Raw genomic sequence first — 19,576 nt, forward strand, 5'->3', positions numbered from 1 at the left:
AATACAACACCACCGTAGCAATCACGCGAAATGAATACAACGGTTGCGTAGGATTGATACCGGGGGCCCGCGGGCGGGGTATCGTCCAGACGACGACAGGAGGAGCGCGTGACCGCGACGCAGGAACAACGACCGCGGCGCCGCTATGCCCCGCGCCTGCCACCGCACGAGCGCCGGGCGCAGCTCCTCGACGCCGCGTTCACCGTGCTCGGGCGGATGGAACTGCACGAGCTGAGCATGGAGGCCGTTGCGCAGGAGGCAGGCGTCGGCAAGCCGGTGCTCTACACCGTGTTCAAGACCCGCGCCGAGCTCGTCGAGGCGCTGCTGGAACGGGAGCGGGAACGCGGCCTGGAACAGATCGCCGACACCCTGCCCGCGGATCTGCTCGACACCGAGCCGCTCGCCGCCGCCTCGGCGACGGTGGAGGCGTTCGTCGGTGTGGCACTGGCGAATCCGACCCGCTGGCGGCTGATCCTGGCGACCCCGGCGAGCGCGCCGGACGAATACCGCGACGCGCTGCGGACGGCGCGCGCTGATATCCTCGCCCGCGCGGAATCGCTGGTCCGCGTCGGTATCGCGATGTCGCCGCGCTGGTCGTCGATGGACGCGGGACTCCTCGCGAACTCGACCCTCACCGTCGCCGAGATGCTCGGCAGGCTCGCGGTCAGCGAGCCGCAGGAGTATCCGCGCGAACGGCTCCAGGACTACGTGCGATCGATCATGACGCTGCTGGCCGGGACGACGCGGGACTGAGAAAGCCCGGGCGTCAGCGGTTCTCGCGGGCCAGCCGCATGGTCTCGGTGAGCAGCTTGGACACCGCGGCGGCCTCGGTGAGGAAGCCGTCGTGCCCGTCGCGCGAGTGCACGATCTCGAGCCCGGCGCAGCCCGGCAGCCCCTCGGCCAGCTCGGCCTGGGTGTGCAGCGGGTAGAGCCGATCGGAATCGACGCCGCCCACCACGACCGGCACCGTCGTCGCGGCCAGCGCCGCGGCGACCCCGCCCCGGCCGCGGCCGATGTCGTGGCGGTTCATGGCCTCGCTGAGCAGCACATAGGTGGCCGGATCGAAGCGCTGACACAGCTTCTCGGCCTGGTGCTCGAGGTAGCTCTGCACCGCGTAGCGCCCGCCCGTCCACGGATCCTCGTCGCCCTGGGGGCGATTGGTGAAGCGGTGGTCGAGCTCGCCCTCGGTGCGGTAGGTCAGGTGCGCGATGCGCCGGGCCAGGCCCATGCCGGTCATCGGCGCGCGGCCGGTGCCGTGGTAATCGCCGTCCTGCCAGTCGGGGTCGGCCTTGATGACGGCCATCTGGGTGGTCTGGGTACCGATCTGGTCGGCGGTGGCGCGGGCGCCGACGGCCAGCACCAGCGCGGCCGCGGCCCGTCCCGGCTGTCCGACAATCCACTCCAGCACCCGCATGCCGCCCATCGACCCGCCGACGACGGCGGCCAGCCGCTCGATCCCGAACAGATCGAGCAGCCGCGCCTCGGCGGTGACCTGGTCACGAATGGTCAGGTCGGGAAAGCGGGAACCCCACGGCGCGCCGTCGGGCGCGAGCGAGGACGGTCCGGTGCTGCCCTTGCAGCCGCCGAGCACGTTCGTCGCGATCACACACCACTCGTCGGTGTCGATCGGCGCGCCGGGGCCGACCATGCCCTCCCACCAGCCGGGCTGGGCGTTGTCGGCGCTGGCGATGACGTGCGAGTCGCCGGTGAGGGCGTGCTCGACGAGCACCACGTTGTCGAGCGTGGGCGAGAGCTCACCCCAGCGCTGCACCGCCAGCCGCACATCGGGGACGACGGCGCCGTTCTCCAGCGCCACCTCCCCGATGGCGACCACGCCGAGTCGCCCGTCCGGCGGTGGCAGCAGGGCCACCCCGGTTGCGGGACGGGCGATCGGCGATTCGGTGCTCACAGTCACGTGTTCGCCGCCGCGAAACCGGCGCGCAGATCCGCCAGGATGTCGTCGATTCCCTCGATGCCCACGGCGAGCCGGACCAGCCCCGGAGTGACGCCGGAAGCCAGCTGCTCCTCGGGCGTCAGCTGCGAGTGCGTGGTGGACGCCGGGTGAATCACGAGAGAACGCACATCACCGATGTTAGCGACATGGCTGTGGAGGCTGAGCGCGTCCACGAACTTCTTGCCCGCGTCGACACCGCCGCGCAGCTCGAACGCGACGATCGCGCCCGCGCCCTTGGGCGCCAGCTGCTTGGCCCGCGCGTGCCACGGCGAGGTCTCCAGACCCGCGTAGTGGACGGCCTCGACGCCCGGCTGCTCGGCGACGAACTTCGCCACGGCCTCGGCGTTGGCCACGTGCCGCTCGACCCGCAGGCTCAGCGTCTCGATGCCCTGGGCGATGAGGAACGCGTTGAACGGCGACACCGCAGCGCCCAGGTCGCGCAGCAACTGCACGCGGGCCTTGAGCGCGAACGCGGGCGCGCCCAGGTCGGCGAATACCGCGCCGTGGTAGCTGGGGTCGGGCTCGGTGAAACCGGGGAAGCGGGCGTTGCCGTCGGCGTCACGCACGGTCCAATCGAAGGTGCCGCCGTCGACGATCACGCCGGCCACCGCGGCGCCGTGGCCGCCCAGGTACTTGGTCGCCGAGTGCACGACGATGTCGGCGCCGTGGGCCAGCGGCTGGATCAGGTACGGGGTCGCGACGGTGTTGTCGACGATCAGCGGGATGCCCGCCTTGTGCGCGATCTCGGCGATGCCGGGGATGTCGAACACGGCGCTGCTGGGGTTGGCGATGGTCTCGCCGTAGAACGCCTTGGTGTTGGGCCGGATGGCGGCCTGCCACTGCGCCAGGTCGTCGGGATCCTCGACGAAGGAGACCTCGATGCCGAGCTTGGGCAGCGAGTAGTGGAACAGGTTGTACGTGCCGCCGTAGAGGTGCGGGCTGGACACGATGTGGTCGCCCGCGTTGGCGAGGTTCAGGATCGCGAAGGTCTCGGCGGCCTGGCCCGAGGCCAGCAGCAGCGCCGCGACGCCACCCTCGAGCGCGGCGACGCGCTGCTCGACCGCGTCCTGGGTGGGGTTCATGATCCGGGTGTAGATGTTGCCCGGCTCGGCGAGCCCGAACAGCGCGGCGGCGTGATCGGTGTCGCGGAAGGTGTAGGAGGTGGTCTGGTAGATCGGCAGCGCCCGCGCGTTGGTGGCCGCGTCGGGGGCCTGGCCCGCGTGGATCTGCTTGGTCTCGAAGGACCAGTTCTCGGGCAGGGCAGAGTCGGTCATGAAAAGCTCCAGGGTTGTTCGCCGGGGTATCGCGTCAGATGGGTTGGATCGACGGACAACAACACATGGGGGCCTCCTGCGATGCGCGCTTGCTCCCGGCCTTCGGGAGCCCGGTCATCACCCGGAGCACCCCACCGCAGCTGGAGGGTTGCCGACCAGCGAGCCGGGGCTTGGCGCTGGTACTCATGACCTTGCCGTCATGTTAACCGGCCGTTGCGTCCGCGCGGAAACTTCCCCCGGTTTCGTCGCCTGGATCACTCCGCCGCCGGTGTGCCGAGCCCTGGCGTGTCGGCCTCGGGCCGGGCGCCGCAGATGCGGCGGAGCTCGTGGTAGGCGCGCAGGATGGCGGCCTTGGTGACCTGCGCGGCGGCCTCCGGCGTCGCGCTCAGCAGCCCGTCCTCGACCGCGGCGATCGAGAGGTGGCACAGCATCTGCCAGGTGCCCGCCACCAGCCGGACCGAGAAGTCGTCGGGCGTGGTGGACATCCGCTCGGCCAGCTGGGCGCAGACCGCGACGTTCTTCTTCTCGGCGTACTCGAGCGCGCGCGCGTTCACGGCCTGGCTGGACCGCATGATCCGCTGCATCTGCAGGAACTGGCGCAGGAACCGCACGCCGTCGGCGTCGGCCTCGGAATCGACGACCTGCAGGTAGGCGCCGCACAGCGCGCCGAGTTCGTCGCCGGTGCGCGGCTGCTCGCCCAGCGCCTCGGCCACGGTGAGCCCGAAATCGTCGATCGGGGCGAGCACGATGTCTTCCTTCATCGGGAAGTACCGGTTGACCGTGCGCGGGGAGACGTCGGCACCCGCGGCGATCTGCTCGACCGTCGTGGCGTCGAATCCCTGCGCGTCGCACAGGCTCAGCCCGATCTCGACGATGGCGGCCCTGGTCTGGCGCTTCTTGCGCTCGCGCAGGCCGGTCGGGGCGTGGCGGGCCGCGAGCGGGCCTGCCGGTTCGGTCATCCGGTCGCCGGTGATCGGAGTGGTCGAGTCCAGCATCTCTCCAGCCTACCGTCCCGCCCGATTCGTCTGTCTTTTCACGACAAATGGCGCAGTCAGACATTTTGCTCTTGACGCCAATTGTCCCACGGTGCCAGGATTGAGCGCGAGCCTTCGAGTGACTAGGAGTCCGTGGTGACCGGCATCGAGACAGCAGCGAAACAGACTGATCCGCAATCGAATTCGAGACGCTGGTGGGCGCTGGCCGTGCTCGCCTCCGCGCAACTGATGGTGATCCTCGACGCCACCGTCGTGACGATCGCGCTCCCGTTCGCCCAGAAAGACCTCGGCATCAGCGAGGGCGACAAACAGTGGGCGCTCACCGCCTACACGCTGATCTTCGGCGGCCTGCTGCTGCTCGGCGGCCGGATGGCCGACTATCTCGGGCGCAGGCGGATCTTCCTGATCGGCCTGGTCGGGTTCGCCGCCGCGTCGGCCCTGGCCGGACTCGCCCAGGACGGGTTGCAGCTGTTCCTCGGCCGCGGTCTGCAGGGCGCGTTCGCCGCGCTGCTCGCGCCCTCGGCGCTGTCGCTGCTGTCGGTGACGTTCACCGACGTGAAGGAGCGGGCCCGCGCGTTCGCGGTGTTCGCCGGCATCTCGGCAGGCGGGGTCGCGTTCGGGCTGATCGTGGGCGGAGCGCTCACCGAGTACGTGTCGTGGCGCTGGACGCTGCTGATGAACACCCCGGTCGCGATCGTCGCGCTGCTCGGCGCGCTGGCGGTCATCGTGCGCGATGTGCCCGCGCCGCGCCTCGGCGGTTACGACCTGCCCGGCGCCGTCACGGTGACGCTCGGGCTGGTGTCGATCGTCTACGGATTCAGCCGGGCCGCCGAGGACGGCTGGCTCGCCGGCAGCACGCTCGGCCTGCTCGGGGTGGGCTTCGCGCTGCTGATCGCCTTCGTCGTCATCGAGGCGCGGTCGTCGAATCCGCTCCTGCCGCTGCGGATTCCGGGGGAGGTCAACCGGGGTGGCGCGCTGCTGGCCGCGCTGCTCATCCCGATCGCCATGTTCGCGATGTTCCTGTTCCTGAGCTTCTACTACCAGAACACGCTCGGCTACTCGCCCCTGAAAGCGGGCGTCGCGTTCCTGCCGTTCCCGGTGGGCATCGCGGTCTCGGCCGGCGTCACCAGCGCGCTGATGCCCAAGCTCGGCCCGCGTCCGCTGATGGTCGTCGGCGCGCTGCTCGGCACCGTCGGCCTGCTGTGGCTGGCCCAGCTCGGTTACGGCGACGGCTACGCGCTGAGCGTGCTGCCCGCGCAGCTGCTGATCGCGCTCGGCATGGGCCCGCTGTTCGTCGGCATGCAGGCCGTCGCCCTGCATCAGGTCGACGCCGAGGACTCCGGGGTGGCCAGCGCCCTGCTCAACGCCGCCCAGCAGGTCGGCGGCGCGGTCGGCACGGCGCTGCTGACGACGCTGTCGGTGCAGGCCGCGAAGAACTACGCGACCGACAATCCGACCGTCGACCACCTCGTCGAGCGCGCCTCGATCTACAGCTACGACGTCGCGTTCTACGTCGGCGCCGGCTTCTTCCTCGTCGCCGCCGTGGTGATCGCGGTGATGATCAGGGACAAGCCGGAGAACCTGATCGAAGGCGACGAGCACGCCGCCCGGGTGCCGATCGCGGTCTGAGTCCGGCGCGCCGAGCCCCGCGGGCCTTTCCGGTCCGCGGGGGTTCCGGTGCGTCCACCGGTCGAGGCGATCGCAATTCGTTCGCAAGTGGGCGCCAATCGGTGGTGCGCACGCTCTGTTCATGACTATCGAGACCGCCGCTGAGGCGAACAACACGCATCCGGTCGACCGCGCGTCGAGCCCCGTCCCGCCGGGGAGTCGGGACCGGGGCCGGGCCCTGGTCCTGGCCGTCGGCGCGCTCCTGTGGGTGGTGGGCAACCTGATGCACCCGCTGGAACACGTCGAGTCCGCCGAGCAGGCGCCGACCTGGGCGGCCGCGCATCTCACCTTCGCCGTCGGCGCGGTGCTGATGGCGGTCGGGCTACCCGCGCTGATCCGGGCCATCCGCGGGCCGGGTGACGAGTGGCCGAGCAAGATGCTCACGCTCGCGCACGGCTTGCTGTTCGCCGGGCTGGCGGTGGTGATCCCGATCGGGGCCTATCACGAGGTGTTCGTCAGCACCCAGCTCGACCACCACACCGCCGCCGAGATCTCCGACGCGTCGGCCGCGGTGCTCGCGCCGCTGTCGCTGGCGCTGCTGCTCGGGTTCGTACTGCTCGCGGTGTACGCGCTGATCCGGCCCGCCGCGGTGTTCGGTCGCTGGTCGGGCGTGCTGATCATCCTCGGCACGCTGGCCATGACGCTCGCGGCGATGCTGCCCGGGGTGCTGCCGGGCGCCGAAGGGTGGTGGATCATCCCGGGAACCGTCGCCCAGGGTGTGGCGATCGGCATCGCGGGGGTGCGTATCGCCAGGTAAATTGACCACATCGAACACGAGGGACCGTACGGCGGCACGCCCGCCGTACGCATCGAAGTACTCGGCCCGCTGCGGGTCGAGGTGGGGGAGCGGCCCGCCGATCTGGGTGGACCGCGTCAGCGCGCGCTCCTGGCCCGCCTGGTCCTCGCCAGCGGCGAGGTGGTGTCGACCGATCGCCTGATCGACGACCTGTGGGCGGGCGACCCGCCACCCAAGGCCCTCGGCGCCCTCCAGGCCCATATCTCCTACCTGCGCCGCGCCCTCGAACCCGATCGCCCGCCCCGCGCCCCGGCCACCGTGCTGATCTCCGAGGCTCCTGGTTACGCCCTGCGTCTCGACCGGTCCGCGGTCGACGCGTGGCAGTTCGAACGCCTGCTGGCCGACAGCGATCGGGTCGACCCGGCGCGGCGCTACGGGGTGCTCGGTGACGCGCTGTCGTGCTGGCACGGCGAGCCGTACGCCGCCTTCGCCACGGCCCACTGGGTGCTCCCGGAAGCCGCCCGCCTGCACGAACTCCGCCGCGTCGCCGTCGAACGCCGCGCCGAAGCGGCACTGGCCCTCGGCCACCCCGACGAGGCGCTGGCCCTGCTGCATCCCCACGTCACCGACCACCCCGACCGCGAGCACGCCGCCCGCCTCCTGGCGCTCACCCACTACCGCCTCGGCCGCCAGCTCGACGCCCTGGCCACCCTCCGCCGGGTCCGCGACTACCTCGACACCGAATTCGGCGTCCGCCCCGGCCCGGCCCTCGCCGCCCTCGAAACCGCGATCCTCACCCACGCCCCGGAACTGGACCTGCCACCGACCGCCGAGCCGCCCCACTCGACCGGCGCGAGGCACCCCGCCGATCCGGAGAAGTCGTCGACCGGCCCTGATCACCCGGCCGACCCGGTGCGACGATCGGCTGGATCAGCGCAGCCCGATCCAGCACGACCAGCGGCGGGACTGGCGCAGGCCGATTTGGTGCGGCCCTGGGCGGGACCGGCGCAGCCCGATCCGGCGCGACCCTCGGCCGGACTGGTCCAGCCCGATCCGGTGCAACCGTCTGCTGGACGAGCACAGGCCACCGATGGTGGAGATTCGAGGGGCTCGGCGATCAATTCGGCCGAAGCCGTGGGGCCCGCCGACGACGCGGACCCGGTGACGTCGACGAGTGCACTCGCGAAGGCCGGATCGCTCACCGATCACCTCGCGGGACAGCCCGCGCGACTCGTCGGCGACGCCCCGGAGGCCTCGGCGAGTGCGGGAGCGGGTGCGGCGAAAGCCGCCGGGGTCGGCAGCGGTTCGGATCAGCCGGGCACGCGCGCGCGGTTCGGCGGCGTCGCGGTCGGCTACGACGCCGAACGGGCGGCTTTGCTCGCCGAGGCCACCGAGGTGGTGGCGCACGGTCGGGCCAGGGTGGTGTGGCTGGAAGGGGAAGCGGGCGCGGGCAAGACCACCCAGGCCGAATCGCTGGCCTGGGCACTCGCCGCCGACGGGTGGACCGTCGTGAGCGCGGCGTGTCCCGAAGTCGACGGCGCGCCCGCCGCCTGGGCTTGGGTACATCTGCTCGATGGGCTCGGCGCGCGGGCGTCGGCAGGTCCGGTGCCGGATGGGCTCGGCGCGCAGGCGGGGCCGTTCGCCATCGCGCAGGCGGTGGCCCTGGCGTGTGGGCAGCGACTGGCCGGCGGGCCTGTGCTGGTGGTTCTCGAAGATGTCCATCGCGCCGACAGCGCTACCTTGCAGATCCTGCGGCAGCTGGTGGCCTGGCTCGCACATCGGCCGGTGCTGGTCCTGGTCACCGCTCGTGGGTCCGAGGCGGACGCGGGGGTGCGGGCTACGGCCGCGGCGCTGGCGGCCACGACCGGTCGCCGGTTGGAGCTGGGTGGTCTGGATACCGCGGCCGTGCGCGCGGTCGCGGCCCGTGCCGGGTTGGGGTCCATCGATGACGACACCGCCGAGCGGTTGCGCGAGCGGACCGGTGGCAACCCGCTGTTCGTCCGCGAGGTCGCCAAACTCGCTGCGGCGGTAGGCGACCTACATGCCGTGCCGGATGGTGTGCGCGATGTGCTGAGCCGCCGAATCGCCCGGCTGCCCGCGGGCGCGGCCCGGGCGCTGCGCCTGGCCGCCGTCTGGGGCGACGACATCGACTTCGACACCCTGCTCGAGCTGACCGCCGAGCCGGAGGACACCCTGATCGACCTGGTCGACACCGTCACCGTCGCCGGGCTCGTCCGCATCACCGGCACCGATCGGATCACCTTCGCCCACGCCCTGATCCGCGACGCCGTCTACGGCGACATCCCCGCCCTGCGCCGCGCCCGGCTGCACTGGTCGGCCCTGGAACTCCTCGAACGCCGCACCGCCGCGACCCCGGCCGACCTCGAATCCGATACCGCCACAGTCGACCTCGACGCCATGGCGCATCACGCCATCGCCGGCGCCGGCACCGCGAACGCCACCCGTGCGTTGCGCTACGTCCGCGCCGCCGCCCGCAGGCGCACCGCCCGCCGCGCCCACCAGGACGCCGAGCCACTGTGGCGATCCGCCCTCGAACTACACACGCGCGCAGGACACGTCGACGCCACGGCGCCGCGCGCGGATCGCCTCGCGGCCCTGTCGACCACCTGCGCGCTGATCAACGCCCTCGCCTACGGCGGCAACGACGAACAGGCCCGCATCCTGCGCGCCGAAGCCCTGGCGACCGCGCGCACCCTCGCGCCCGGCGCCGACGCGCAGCCCGTCACCGGGGACGATGCCCGGATCGCCACCGATCCCGTCGTCGCCGTGCTCACCTGCTGGCGCGCCCCCACGATCTGGACCAGCCGGGAACGCGGTGCTCCCGACCGTGCCATGCGAGCCGATCTGGCCGCCGCGCTGACCCGCACGACAGCGCCCGACCTGCGAATCCGGCTGCTCGTCGCCACCGCCTTCGAAGTCGTCGGCTTCGACAACCCGCACGCCTTCGCCTGCTCCGCCGAGGCCCTGCGCGCGGCGCGCGAGCTCGGAGATCCCGAATCGCTGTGCGCCGCACTCAATGCCAGGGCGTTCGTCGCGCTCGGCCCCGACCTGTGGCCGGAACGCGGCGACCTGGCCGACGAACTGCTGCGCGTGTCGACCGAGGCAGGTCTGCCGGAGTACCAGGCGGTCGCGCATTTCGTGCGCTTCCTCGTCGCCTCGGGTGCGGGCAGGATCGTCGCCGCGCGGGCCGAGATCGCCAAGGCGCTCGACTGCGCCGAGGGCGGCCAGCTCGGCCCGCTGCTGGTCGTCTCCACCGCGCATCTGGCGGTGCTCGCCGCACTGCGCGGCGACTTCGCGACCGCCAGGGCCATCGATGCCGACCTCAGCGCGCAGATGATCGCGGCGGGTCACGCCAACGGCGCCGAACTGGTCCTGCTGGCCGAGATGATGACCGGCTGGGCGCGCGGCGACCTCGCACCCGGCCTCGACGGTTACGCCGCGCTGAACGCGGCCGCACCGCACGCGCTCAGGTCCGCGTACATGCTGGCCCTGCTCGACGCGGGAGACACCGAGCGAGCGGCCGCGCTGCTCGGCGAGGGTGCTCCGGTCCCGCGTGACTACTACTGGTGCGCGATGTCGGTGTTCGAGGCCAGGGTGGTCGCCCGGATCGGCACGGTCGAGGCGGCCCGGCGGCTCTATCAGGACCTGCTGCCGAGAGCGGGCACCATCGCGGGCATGGACTCCGGGTCGGTCGCGTTCGGTCCGGTCGACATCGTCCTCGCCGAACTGGCCGACCGGCTGGGCGACCACGCCGCCGCCGTCCGGCACCGCGTCGCGGCCGGCGAAGTCCTCGCCGCCGTCGCCGGAGAACTGGCCGCACTCGACAACGCGGGCGCCGCCACAGACCAGGCGGGCGACGGGCCGTCGGCGACCGCGTAGCCACCCCTCGGCGACCCGCCCGCGCACGGCTGCCACCGGACGTGGCAGCGGCCCTCACTCGCCCGCCAGCACCCGCTCGCGCCGCCGGTACCGAACCCCGAACACCCTCAGCATCACCCGCAACGGCAACCCGCCGTCCCCGGTCACCTCGGCCAGCTCCTCGGGCGTGCAGACCGCCGCCATCCGCGGCACCTCGAAACTCAGCACCGCGCCCTTGCGGGCCGCCGCCTCGACCTCGGCCCACTGCGCGGTGGTCAGGTACTCGGTGACGACCGGGAAGACCGTCCGCTCCTCGTCGGCGATGTGCTCGTCGAGCACGGTGTGCAGCCGCGTCAGCCGCTCGGCCAGCGCGGCGGCGGCCCCCGGGCGCCGGGCGACCAGGTCGGCGCAGAGCGTCCTGATCTCGGCCAGCGCCGGGTCCAGCTGGGCGTGGTCGTCGGTGAGCTCCCTGAGCTCGATCGCGTCGCCCGCGGCGGCGGTCAGCGCCGGCCAGAGCACCTCGTCCTCGATGCGATGGTGATGGTGGATGGAGTCGCACAGCAGCCCGAGATAGCCCGCGATCGCGCGGGCCCGCTGCGGCGGACAAGGTGTCCGGTTTGCGCCGAGCTCCCCGGCCAGAACGGCGAACCGGGCGGTATCGGCGAGCATTGCGCGATGGGCCAGGCGCATGCCGAGTAGGTTGGGAGTCGAGCGTATGTCGGTCATCACCCGACAGTGCCCGCGGTCACTTGCGACCCGTTTGCCGTCCGCTGCGCAGGCGGAGTCCCGCACAGCGGGCCCTCCCATCGCGGTGAGGTAGGGGGCAGCAGTACGCTCGTCTTGTTTGCACCACACGTCCCGCAGACAACGCGGGGCATATACGTTGTCTGTTGGAACAGCTGGGGTCCGCTCACAAGCGTGTTCGCCTGGCCGTGCAATGAGGGCACCATCCTAGGAGGACACGAAGATCCATGTCCAAGATCAAGGTTGAAGGTACCGTCGTAGAACTCGACGGCGACGAGATGACCCGGATCATCTGGCAGTTCATCAAGGACAAGCTGATCCACCCGTATCTCGACGTGAACCTCGAGTACTACGACCTCGGCATCGAGTACCGCGACAAGACAGACGACCAGGTCACCGTCGATGCCGCGAACGCCATCAAGAAGTACGGCGTCGGCGTGAAGTGCGCCACCATCACCCCCGACGAAGCGCGGGTGAAGGAGTTCGGCCTCAAGAAGATGTGGCGCTCGCCCAACGGCACCATCCGTAACATTCTGGGTGGCACCATCTTCCGCGCGCCGATCATCATCTCCAACGTGCCCCGCCTGGTGCCCGGCTGGACCAAGCCGATCATCATCGGCCGCCACGCCTTCGGCGACCAGTACCGCGCCACCGACTTCAAGGTCTACGAGGCGGGCACCGTCACGCTGACCTTCACGCCGGAGGACGGCAGCGAGCCGATCGTGCACGAGGTCGTGAAGATGCCCGAGGACGGCGGCGTCGTCATGGGCATGTACAACTTCAAGAAGTCCATCGAGGACTTCGCGCGGGCCTCGTTCAACTACGGCCTGCAGCAGAACTACCCGGTGTACCTCTCCACGAAGAACACCATCCTCAAGGCCTACGACGGCATGTTCAAGGACACCTTCCAGGAAGTCTTCGACGCCGAGTTCAAGGCCGAGTTCGACGCGGCGGGCCTGACCTACGAGCACCGCCTGATCGACGACATGGTCGCCTCCTCCATGAAGTGGGAGGGCGGCTACGTCTGGGCCTGCAAGAACTACGACGGCGACGTGCAGTCCGACACCGTGGCCCAGGGCTTCGGCTCGCTGGGCCTGATGACCTCGGTGCTGCTCACCCCGGACGGCAAGACCTGTGAGGCCGAGGCCGCGCACGGCACCGTCACCCGGCACTACCGCCAGCACCAGCAGGGCAAGCCCACCTCGACCAACCCGATCGCGTCGATCTTCGCCTGGACCCGTGGCCTGGAGCACCGGGGCAAGCTGGACAACACCCCCGAGGTGATCGGCTTCGCGCAGGCGCTCGAGGACGTCGTCATCAAGACCGTCGAAGGCGGCCAGATGACCAAGGACCTGGCGCTGCTCGTCGGCGGCGACCAGGGCTACCTGAGCACCGAGGAATTCCTCGGCGCCCTGGACGTCAACCTGGCCCGCGCGCTGAAGTGAGATAGCCGAGGCTCCGCGCCGAACCGCGGAACCCGCACGGCTGAGAAAGGCGCTCGCATCGAACCCGATGCGAGCGCCTTTTCCGTCGTGATCAACTCATCGGGTCGTTCGTTGTCGAGGGGGGATCGTGGATCGTGATCTGCTGCCATGGCCTGCGGGCTTCGGGTCCGAGCGGCCCGGTTATCCGATGGCCGCCGTGATCGCGGGGTTCTTCGTGCCGGGGACTTTGCTGTTCCTGTCGGGCGTCTTCTCGGCGGTCGACGAGTCCGATCCGCTGCTGGCCGTGTTCTGTGGTGCGGGAGCCCTGATGTGTGGGTCCGGGTTGTTCGTGCTGCCCGTGTTCCTGCGGGTGCGGCGGCGTCGCGTGCCTCGAATGACCATCACGCAGGAACCCGCGATGTACCTCCCCGCTCGGCGGAGCACGATGATCGCTGCGCTCGGCGTCGTGCTCGGCGCGAGTGTGTGGACGGCCTGCGTGCTCGTGCTCGTCCTCACGATTCGGGAACCGGCTCGCGAACTCGACCATGTGTGGAACTACGGCGTACTCCTGGCCGCCTTGTCGCTGAGCTTGCTGGGTGCTTACGGCGGCTGGGCGATCGCCAACTGGCTGCGGTATCGGCTCGGGGTGCGCCTCGGACCCGAGGGTCTCGCCGTCGAGTCCGGATTCATCCACCAGACCACCGGCTGGGACGACATCGCCGCCATCGTGCCCACGGAGGAAAACCGCCACCGGGTGGTCGTCGTCCACTCGCGCGACCTCGTCACGGTGCGGCGAACCCGGCTGGTGCGGCGCAACGGTGCCGCCGCCACCGCGATGCGGGTGAACGCGATCGCACACCGCATCGACCCTGCCCTGCTCTATCACCTGCTCCAGTTCTATCGCGCCGATGCCGATCGTCGCCGCGAACTCGGTACCGAGACCGGCCTCGACCGGGTCCGGGCGGGCGAGCTCGGCGGGGCGTGAGCCAAGCGGGTGGGATAACTCACGTTCGGCTCGGGTAGCGATCGGGGAGTGGGGCCCGTTGCATGGAGGCGTGACTTCTTCCGTTTCCGCGCCCGGTCTCGTCGAGACGCCGCGTACGAGCTGGCATGTGCCCGCGATGCTGGCGCTCGCGCTGGGTGGGTTCGGGATCGGGACGACCGAGTTCGTGACCATGGGGCTGCTGCCGAATATCGCGGCCGACTTCGACATCTCCGAGCCGGCGGCCGGGCACGCGGTGTCGGCTTACGCGCTGGGGGTGGTGGTCGGTGCGCCGCTGATCGCGGCGCTGTGCGCCCGGGTGCCGCGCAAGAAGCTGCTCATCGCGCTGATGGCCGCGTTCACCGTGGGCAATGCGGCGACGGTGCTCGCCCCGACCTTCGGCACGCTGGTGGCCGCCCGGTTCGTCTCCGGTCTGCCGCACGGCGCGTACTTCGGTGTCGCCTCACTGGCGGCGGCCACCCTCGCGCCGGTCGGGCAGCGGGCCAAGGCGGTGGCGGCGGTGATGCTCGGGCTGAGCGTGGCGAACGTGATCGGGGTGCCGGGCGCGACCTGGCTCGGTCAGCATCTGGGCTGGCGGGATGCCTACGTCGTGGTCGCCGTGATCGGCGTGGCGACGGTGGCCGCGCTGTGGCGGTTCGTGCCGAGCCTGACCGGCATGAAGGTCACCAATCCGCTGACCGAACTCGGCGCACTGCGCCGCCCGCAGGTGCTGCTCACCCTGGCCGTCGGCGCGATCGGCTTCGGCGGCATGTTCGCCGTCTACACCTACATCGCCACCACGATGACCGACGTGGCGGGCATGGCGATCGGCACCGTCCCGATCGTGCTGGCCCTGTTCGGCCTCGGCATGGTGGCGGGCAACATCGCCGGCGGCGTGCTGGCCGATCGCGGCGTCGACCGCTCGATCTTCGTCGGGATGATCGCGATGGTGGTCATCCTGGCCGGCTTCGTCCTGGCCGCGCACAACCCGATCACCGCGTCGATCGGCGCCTTCCTGGTCGGCGCGTCCGGCGCGGCCCTGGCCCCCGGCCTGCAGACCCGCCTGATGGACGTCGCCGCCGACGCCCAGACCCTCGCCGCCGCCCTCAACCACGCCGCCCTCAACATCGCCAACGCCGCAGGCGCCTGGCTAGGCGGCCTCGTCATCGCCGCCGGCCTCGGCTACACCGCCCCCGCCGCCGTCGGCGCCCTCCTGGCAATCCTCGGCGTCGCCCTCTTCACCGTCACCGTCTGGGCAGGACGCCGCTCGGCCTGACCGCCCGGCTCGAAGCCCCACTCCGGCGTCGTGCACAACACGCCGTACCGATTTCGGCCCTCCGCTCCTCGGCTATACGGTGCGCTGCATGCCGAGCTACCTGCACGAAGGCTTGCTTGACCTCTTCCGCACAGACATCACCCTGGCTCCGTCGCTGCTGGTCGAACAATTCGGAATGCGGCTGCCCGAGCAAGCCGAGATGCGGGCGGAGCCGTGCGACTTCACCGACATCGGGCCCAAGGAGTATCGCGGCGATTTCGCGCTCAGCACCTGCGATGACCGAAATCGGCCGGTCCTCGGCGTATGCGTCGAGGTCCAGCTGAGTTGCAAGGACGATCGGCGCTGGAAATGGCCCGTCTACGTCACCACGCTGCGATCACGCTTGCACTGCCAAGCCGTGTTGCTGGTGGTGACGCCCAGCCGACAGGTCGCGAGGTGGGCCTCGAATCCGATCGAACTCGATCCCAACGGGTCGGTCATCCACCCGCGGGTGCTCGGACCCGACCGGTTTCCCATCGTGACCGATCCCGACGAAGCCCGGCGCAGTCCAGAACGCGCGACGCTGTCGGCGATCGCGCACGGGGCCGGTCCGCACATGGACGAGGTGCTCTCGGCCTTTCTCGCCGGGCTGATGAAAACCGACGATGAACGTGTGAAAATGTACCTTGATCTGGTCGACGACGAGTTGACCGTTGCGGCGAGCCGACGTCTGGAGGAACTTGTGAAGAGCTCTCCCGAATACCGTGGCCGCATCGCCACCAAGTATGTGGCCAAAGGCCGTGAAGAAGGCCGTGAAGAAGGCCGTGAAGAAGGCCGAGAAGAAGGCCGCGAGGAAGGGCGTGCGGAGGAAGCCGCCCATGCCGTTCGCACCGTGCTGACCGCCCGCGGGCTCGAGCTGTCCGTGGCGCAACGCACCATGCTCGCCGAATGCACCGATATCGATCAGCTCAACGCATGGTTGGTGCAGGCCGTAACCGCCACGCGGGCAGAAGAACTCTTCGACTGACGCCCCCTGCTGATCCACCACGGGCGGGGTGTCACACTTCGCCCCGCCACATCGTCTTCTCGGTGCGCAACATTCGGCAAGAGGAGAAGGTGTCATGTCAGTAGTGATCAGCAACCCGTCCGAGCTGCACGATCCGACGGGGTTCGGGTACAGCCATGTCGCGCGGGTGACCGGTGATCTGGTCGTCATCGCGGGGCAGTACGACTCCGACGCCGAAGGGCACACCACCAGTACCGATTTCGGTGAGCAGGTGGACCGGGCGTTCGCGAATCTGGGGATCGCCCTGCGGTCCGCGGGCGCGGACTACGCCGACGTCGCGCAGCTGCGCACGTTCATCGTCGACCACGACCTGGACAAGTTGCAGGTGCTCGGCGCCAAGATCGCCGAGATCTGGGGTGACCGTCCACCCGCGCAGACCCTGCTCGGGGTCGCCGCGCTCGCGCTGCCGGGCATGCTGTTCGAGGTCGACGCCCTCGCGGCACTGGGCTGACGCGCGTCGCGCACTCGCCGACCGCCCCGGCGGCGAGTGCGCGCACGAACCCGCCGCGGACAGGCAGTGCGGGACTCGCAGTCTCGCATACATGACCAATCGGTCGCAATAGACGTTGGTATGCTCGGAAAGTGGCGCGTACCAAAGAATTCGACCCCGATGTGGTCCTGGACCGCGCGCTGGAGCTGTTCTGGCAGCGCGGCTACGAGACGACCTCGATCGCGGATCTGATCGAGCATCTCGGGATCGCCAGGGGCTGTATCTACGCCACGTTCGGCAGCAAGCACGAGCTGTTCATGATGGCGCTGCAACGCCACCTGGAACGGGTCGACGAGATGATTACCGCGGTCCTGGCCCAGCCCGGACCGGCGCTGCCCGCGATCCGCGAGCTGGTCGACCGGGTCGTGCGCGAGTCCTGCGCACCGGACAGATTCCTCGGCTGCCTGGTGACGACCGCCGCGGTCGAGCTCGCCGCCCGCGACGCCGATGTCGCCCGGCTGGTCGAATCCAGCTGGGCGCGCACCGAAACGGCGCTGTTCTCCGCGCTGTCGCGCGCCCGCGCGCAGGAAGAACTGCCGCCCGACGCGGACACCAGGGCCATGGCCCGCTTCCTGGTCGTCTTCTTCCAAGGCGTCTGGGTGCTCGAGCGCGCGCCCAATTCCGCCACCCGCCTGCGTGACGCGGGCCGGGTGGCCGTCTCGATCCTGGGCTGAGTCCACGTCCGTATTCGTGAACGACCGGTCGGAATCGTGCGGGCCTATCGCTCGGCCGACGTACCGCCCGCCGGTCGGGCCCAGCCGACGCTGAGCTGCACCGCCCGCTGCCACCGCTCGTACTCCTCGTCGCGCACGGCGCGCTCGGCCTGCGGCACCCACTGCGCCGCCACCCGCCAATTGCGCCGCAGCCCTTGCAGATCCGGCCAGTACCCGACGGCCAGCCCGGCCGCGTAGGCCGCGCCGAGCGAGACCGTCTCGGTCACCAGCGGACGCATCACCGGAACGCCAAGGACATCGGCGATGATCTGCATGAGCAGATTGTTGGCCGCCATCCCGCCCGCCACCCGCAGCGATGTCGCCCGCAGACCGGCGTCGGCGTTCATCGCCTCGACGACATCGCGGGTCTGCCAGGCCGTGGCCTCGAGCACCGCGCGCGCCAGGTGGCCCTTGGTGACGTAGGAGGTCAGCCCGATCAGCAGCCCGCGCGCGTCGCTGCGCCAGTGCGGTGCGTAGAGCCCGGAGAAGGCGGGGACCAGGTAGCAGCCGCCGTTGTCGTCGACGGTGCTCGCGAGGGTCTCGATCTCGGGCGCGGTGGCGATCAGGCCGACGATGTCTCGCAGCCACTGCACCAGCGATCCGGTGACCGCGATCGGGCCCTCCAGCGCGTACACCGGGTCGGGTCCGACCTGGTAGCCGATGGTGGTGAGCAGTCCGTGCCGGGAACGGATCAGTTCGGCGCCGGTGTTCATCATCAGGAATCCGCCGGTGCCGTAGGTGCATTCGGTCTCGCCGGGCGCGAAGCAGGTCTGGCCGAACAGCGCGGCGTGCTGGTCGCCGAGGGCGGCGCCGATCCGGACGCCGGGCGCGACCGTGCGGGCGGTCCCGAAATCGCCGGTCGATGGTTCGATGCGGGGGAGCATGGCGCGCGGAATGTCGAAGAACCGCAACAGTTCCGCGTCCCACTGCCGGGTCGCCAGGTTCATCAGCAGCGTGCGCCCGGCGTTGGTGACATCGGTGACATGCGCGCCGGTGAGGTTCCAGATCAGCCAGGACTCCATGGTCCCGAACAGCACCTCGCCGCGATCGGCTCGCGCCCGCAGTCCGTCGACGTGGTCGAGCAGCCAGCGCAGCCGGGGCGCGGCGAAGTAGGTGGCCAGCGGCAGCCCGCTCAGCTCCGTGATCCGGTGCGCGCCGGGCGTTTCCCGGAACCGCTCGACGAGTTCCTCGGTGCGGATGTCCTGCCAGACGATGGCGGGCCGCACCGGCACCCCGGTCGCGCGATCCCACACCACGGTGGTCTCGCGCTGATTGGCGATCCCGATCGCCGCCACCTGCTCGACGGTGATCCCGGCATCGCGCAGCGCCGCGGGCACGATCTTCTCGACCGTCCGCCAGATCTCCAGCGCGTCCTGCTCGACCCACCCCGAGCGCGGATAGCGCTGACGGTGGGTCCGCTGGGCCAGCCCGGCCAGCCTGGCGTGCCGATCGAAGACGATGCAGCGGGTGGAGGTGGTGCCCTGGTCGAGGGCGAGCACATACCGTTGCGTCACCGGAGCCTCCCGTTCATCGCGCCGCGCCGAGATCGCGGTGCACGGCCTGAGCGGCGGCGCGCACCAGCTCCACGGCGGCGGGCCGGATCCGCAACCGGTTGTCGCACAACCGATCCGTCGGCCCCGAGATCCCGATGGCCGCGACCACCAGTCCTCCTCTGGCCCGGATCGGTGCGGCGATGCCCGCCTCGCCGGAGCGGTATTCCTCGACCTCGCCGGCCCAGCCGGTCCGCCTGACCTCGCCGATCGCGCGGTCCAGCGCTGTCGGGTCGACGATAGTGCGGTGCGTGAATGATTGCAGCGCACCGGGATTCGTCGCGGCGTCGTAGGCGAGCAGTACCTTGCCCAGTGCGGTGGCGTGCGCGGGCAGCACCTCGCCGACCGCGAGCACCTGCTCGGTGTTGTCCGGCCGGAACACGTGGTGCACCACCGTCACCCCGGCGGGGCGCGCCACCGCCATCCGCACCGACTCGCCGGTCCGCGACGCGAGCGCGTCGGCGCGGTGGATCGCCCGCGAGCGCAGTTCGTTGACATCGAGGTGATCGGTCCCGAGCTCACCCAGCGCGGGCCCGAGCAGATACCGCCCCGTCGCCGGATCCTGGTCGACGAACCCCACCCCGAGCAGGGTCCGCAGAATGCCGTGCGCGGTGGGTTTGGCCAGGTCGAGGGCGGCGGCGACCTCGCCGACCGCCATCGGTCCCGATCCGCGCGCGAGCAGCCGCAGCACAGCGGCGGCTCGCTCGATCGACTGGATCGGACCCGGCACCGCCCGAACCTATCAGCCCGAGTGTTCAGCATTGTCGAACGGCAGCCGTGGCGGCGCGGTCGGGCCGTTCCTAGCGTGGTGTCGGGCTCGACGGTGAGCCCGCGCGAAAGGACCAC

16 protein-coding genes and 1 riboswitch are annotated in these 19,576 nt (G+C 70.7%); of the genes, 10 read left to right on the forward strand and 6 right to left on the reverse strand.

All coding sequences use genetic code 11. From position 1 onward, the window contains the following. Nucleotides 1-108: 108 nt before the first annotated feature. Nucleotides 109-753: a TetR/AcrR family transcriptional regulator gene (locus ACFVW6_RS23590; protein ID WP_378829824.1), complete on the forward strand. Its 645-nt coding sequence runs from the start codon at nt 109-111 to the stop codon at nt 751-753. 13 nt (nt 754-766) lie between these two features. Here the strand turns inward: ACFVW6_RS23590 and ACFVW6_RS23595 are convergent, their stop codons facing one another. The 3 genes from ACFVW6_RS23595 to ACFVW6_RS23605 all read right to left on the reverse strand — a co-directional run bounded on the left by ACFVW6_RS23595 (nt 767) and on the right by ACFVW6_RS23605 (nt 4,223). Then, nucleotides 767-1,915: a homoserine O-acetyltransferase gene (locus tag ACFVW6_RS23595; RefSeq protein WP_378829827.1), complete on the reverse strand. Its 1,149-nt coding sequence runs from the start codon at nt 1,913-1,915 to the stop codon at nt 767-769. After that, a complete protein-coding gene (locus ACFVW6_RS23600; protein WP_355271540.1) occupies nt 1,912-3,228 on the reverse strand; it encodes a bifunctional o-acetylhomoserine/o-acetylserine sulfhydrylase in 1,317 nt (438 codons plus the stop codon). The genes ACFVW6_RS23595 and ACFVW6_RS23600 overlap by 4 nt, the downstream gene beginning before the upstream one ends. Nucleotides 3,229-3,308: 80 nt before the next feature. Beyond that, nucleotides 3,309-3,419: riboswitch (SAM riboswitch) on the reverse strand. 63 nt (nt 3,420-3,482) lie between these two features. Next, nucleotides 3,483-4,223: a TetR family transcriptional regulator gene (locus ACFVW6_RS23605; protein ID WP_355271542.1), complete on the reverse strand. Its 741-nt coding sequence runs from the start codon at nt 4,221-4,223 to the stop codon at nt 3,483-3,485. A 135-nt stretch (nt 4,224-4,358) separates the two neighbouring features. On the opposite strand from ACFVW6_RS23605, the gene ACFVW6_RS23610 reads away from it, so the two are divergent. The 3 genes from ACFVW6_RS23610 (at nt 4,359) to ACFVW6_RS23620 (ending at nt 10,527) form a co-directional block, all read left to right on the forward strand. Next, entirely contained in the window at nt 4,359-5,852 is a 1,494-nt protein-coding gene (locus ACFVW6_RS23610) for an MFS transporter (protein WP_357346588.1), read from the forward strand. A gap of 121 nt (nt 5,853-5,973) precedes the next feature. Further along, complete coding sequence (locus ACFVW6_RS23615; RefSeq protein ID WP_378829832.1) at nt 5,974-6,648, forward strand: hypothetical protein; 675 nt, start codon at nt 5,974-5,976, stop codon at nt 6,646-6,648. 81 nt (nt 6,649-6,729) lie between these two features. Further along, nucleotides 6,730-10,527 carry a BTAD domain-containing putative transcriptional regulator gene (locus ACFVW6_RS23620; protein ID WP_378829834.1) on the forward strand — a complete coding sequence of 1,266 codons (3,798 nt, stop codon included), beginning with the start codon at nt 6,730-6,732 and terminating at the stop codon, nt 10,525-10,527. Nucleotides 10,528-10,581: 54 nt separating this feature from the next. Here the strand turns inward: ACFVW6_RS23620 and ACFVW6_RS23625 are convergent, their stop codons facing one another. Next, entirely contained in the window at nt 10,582-11,232 is a 651-nt protein-coding gene (locus ACFVW6_RS23625) for a hemerythrin domain-containing protein (protein WP_378829836.1), read from the reverse strand. A gap of 245 nt (nt 11,233-11,477) precedes the next feature. On the opposite strand from ACFVW6_RS23625, the gene ACFVW6_RS23630 reads away from it, so the two are divergent. The 6 genes from ACFVW6_RS23630 to ACFVW6_RS23655 all read left to right on the forward strand — a co-directional run bounded on the left by ACFVW6_RS23630 (nt 11,478) and on the right by ACFVW6_RS23655 (nt 17,141). Next, entirely contained in the window at nt 11,478-12,695 is a 1,218-nt protein-coding gene (locus ACFVW6_RS23630) for an NADP-dependent isocitrate dehydrogenase (RefSeq protein ID WP_218717647.1), read from the forward strand. 127 nt (nt 12,696-12,822) lie between these two features. Then, nucleotides 12,823-13,659: a hypothetical protein gene (locus ACFVW6_RS23635; protein ID WP_378829838.1), complete on the forward strand. Its 837-nt coding sequence runs from the start codon at nt 12,823-12,825 to the stop codon at nt 13,657-13,659. A gap of 70 nt (nt 13,660-13,729) precedes the next feature. Continuing rightward, entirely contained in the window at nt 13,730-14,932 is a 1,203-nt protein-coding gene (locus ACFVW6_RS23640) for an MFS transporter (protein ID WP_378829840.1), read from the forward strand. A gap of 88 nt (nt 14,933-15,020) precedes the next feature. Then, the gene (locus tag ACFVW6_RS23645; RefSeq protein WP_378829843.1) at nt 15,021-15,938 is read left to right on the forward strand and encodes a hypothetical protein; all 918 of its coding nucleotides are present in this window, start codon (nt 15,021-15,023) and stop codon (nt 15,936-15,938) included. Nucleotides 15,939-16,032: 94 nt separating this feature from the next. Continuing rightward, nucleotides 16,033-16,428, forward strand: a complete 396-nt coding sequence (locus tag ACFVW6_RS23650) for a RidA family protein (protein WP_378829845.1) — start codon at nt 16,033-16,035, stop codon at nt 16,426-16,428. A gap of 131 nt (nt 16,429-16,559) precedes the next feature. After that, on the forward strand, nt 16,560-17,141 hold the full coding sequence (locus tag ACFVW6_RS23655; protein WP_378829847.1) for a TetR/AcrR family transcriptional regulator: 582 nt from the start codon (nt 16,560-16,562) through the stop codon (nt 17,139-17,141). Nucleotides 17,142-17,185: 44 nt separating this feature from the next. On the opposite strand, the gene glpK is transcribed toward ACFVW6_RS23655, so the two are convergent. Together glpK and ACFVW6_RS23665 are read right to left on the reverse strand one after the other, a co-directional pair. Further along, nucleotides 17,186-18,694, reverse strand: coding sequence for a glycerol kinase GlpK (gene glpK / locus ACFVW6_RS23660; protein ID WP_378829849.1), 1,509 nt, complete (start codon nt 18,692-18,694; stop codon nt 17,186-17,188). Nucleotides 18,695-18,707: 13 nt separating this feature from the next. Next, nucleotides 18,708-19,460: an IclR family transcriptional regulator gene (locus ACFVW6_RS23665; RefSeq protein ID WP_378829852.1), complete on the reverse strand. Its 753-nt coding sequence runs from the start codon at nt 19,458-19,460 to the stop codon at nt 18,708-18,710. Nucleotides 19,461-19,576: the final 116 nt, after the last annotated feature.

The sequence above is a fragment of the Nocardia sp. NPDC058244 genome (assembly GCF_042882065.1).
Classification (GTDB): Bacteria; Actinomycetota; Actinomycetes; order Mycobacteriales; family Mycobacteriaceae; genus Nocardia.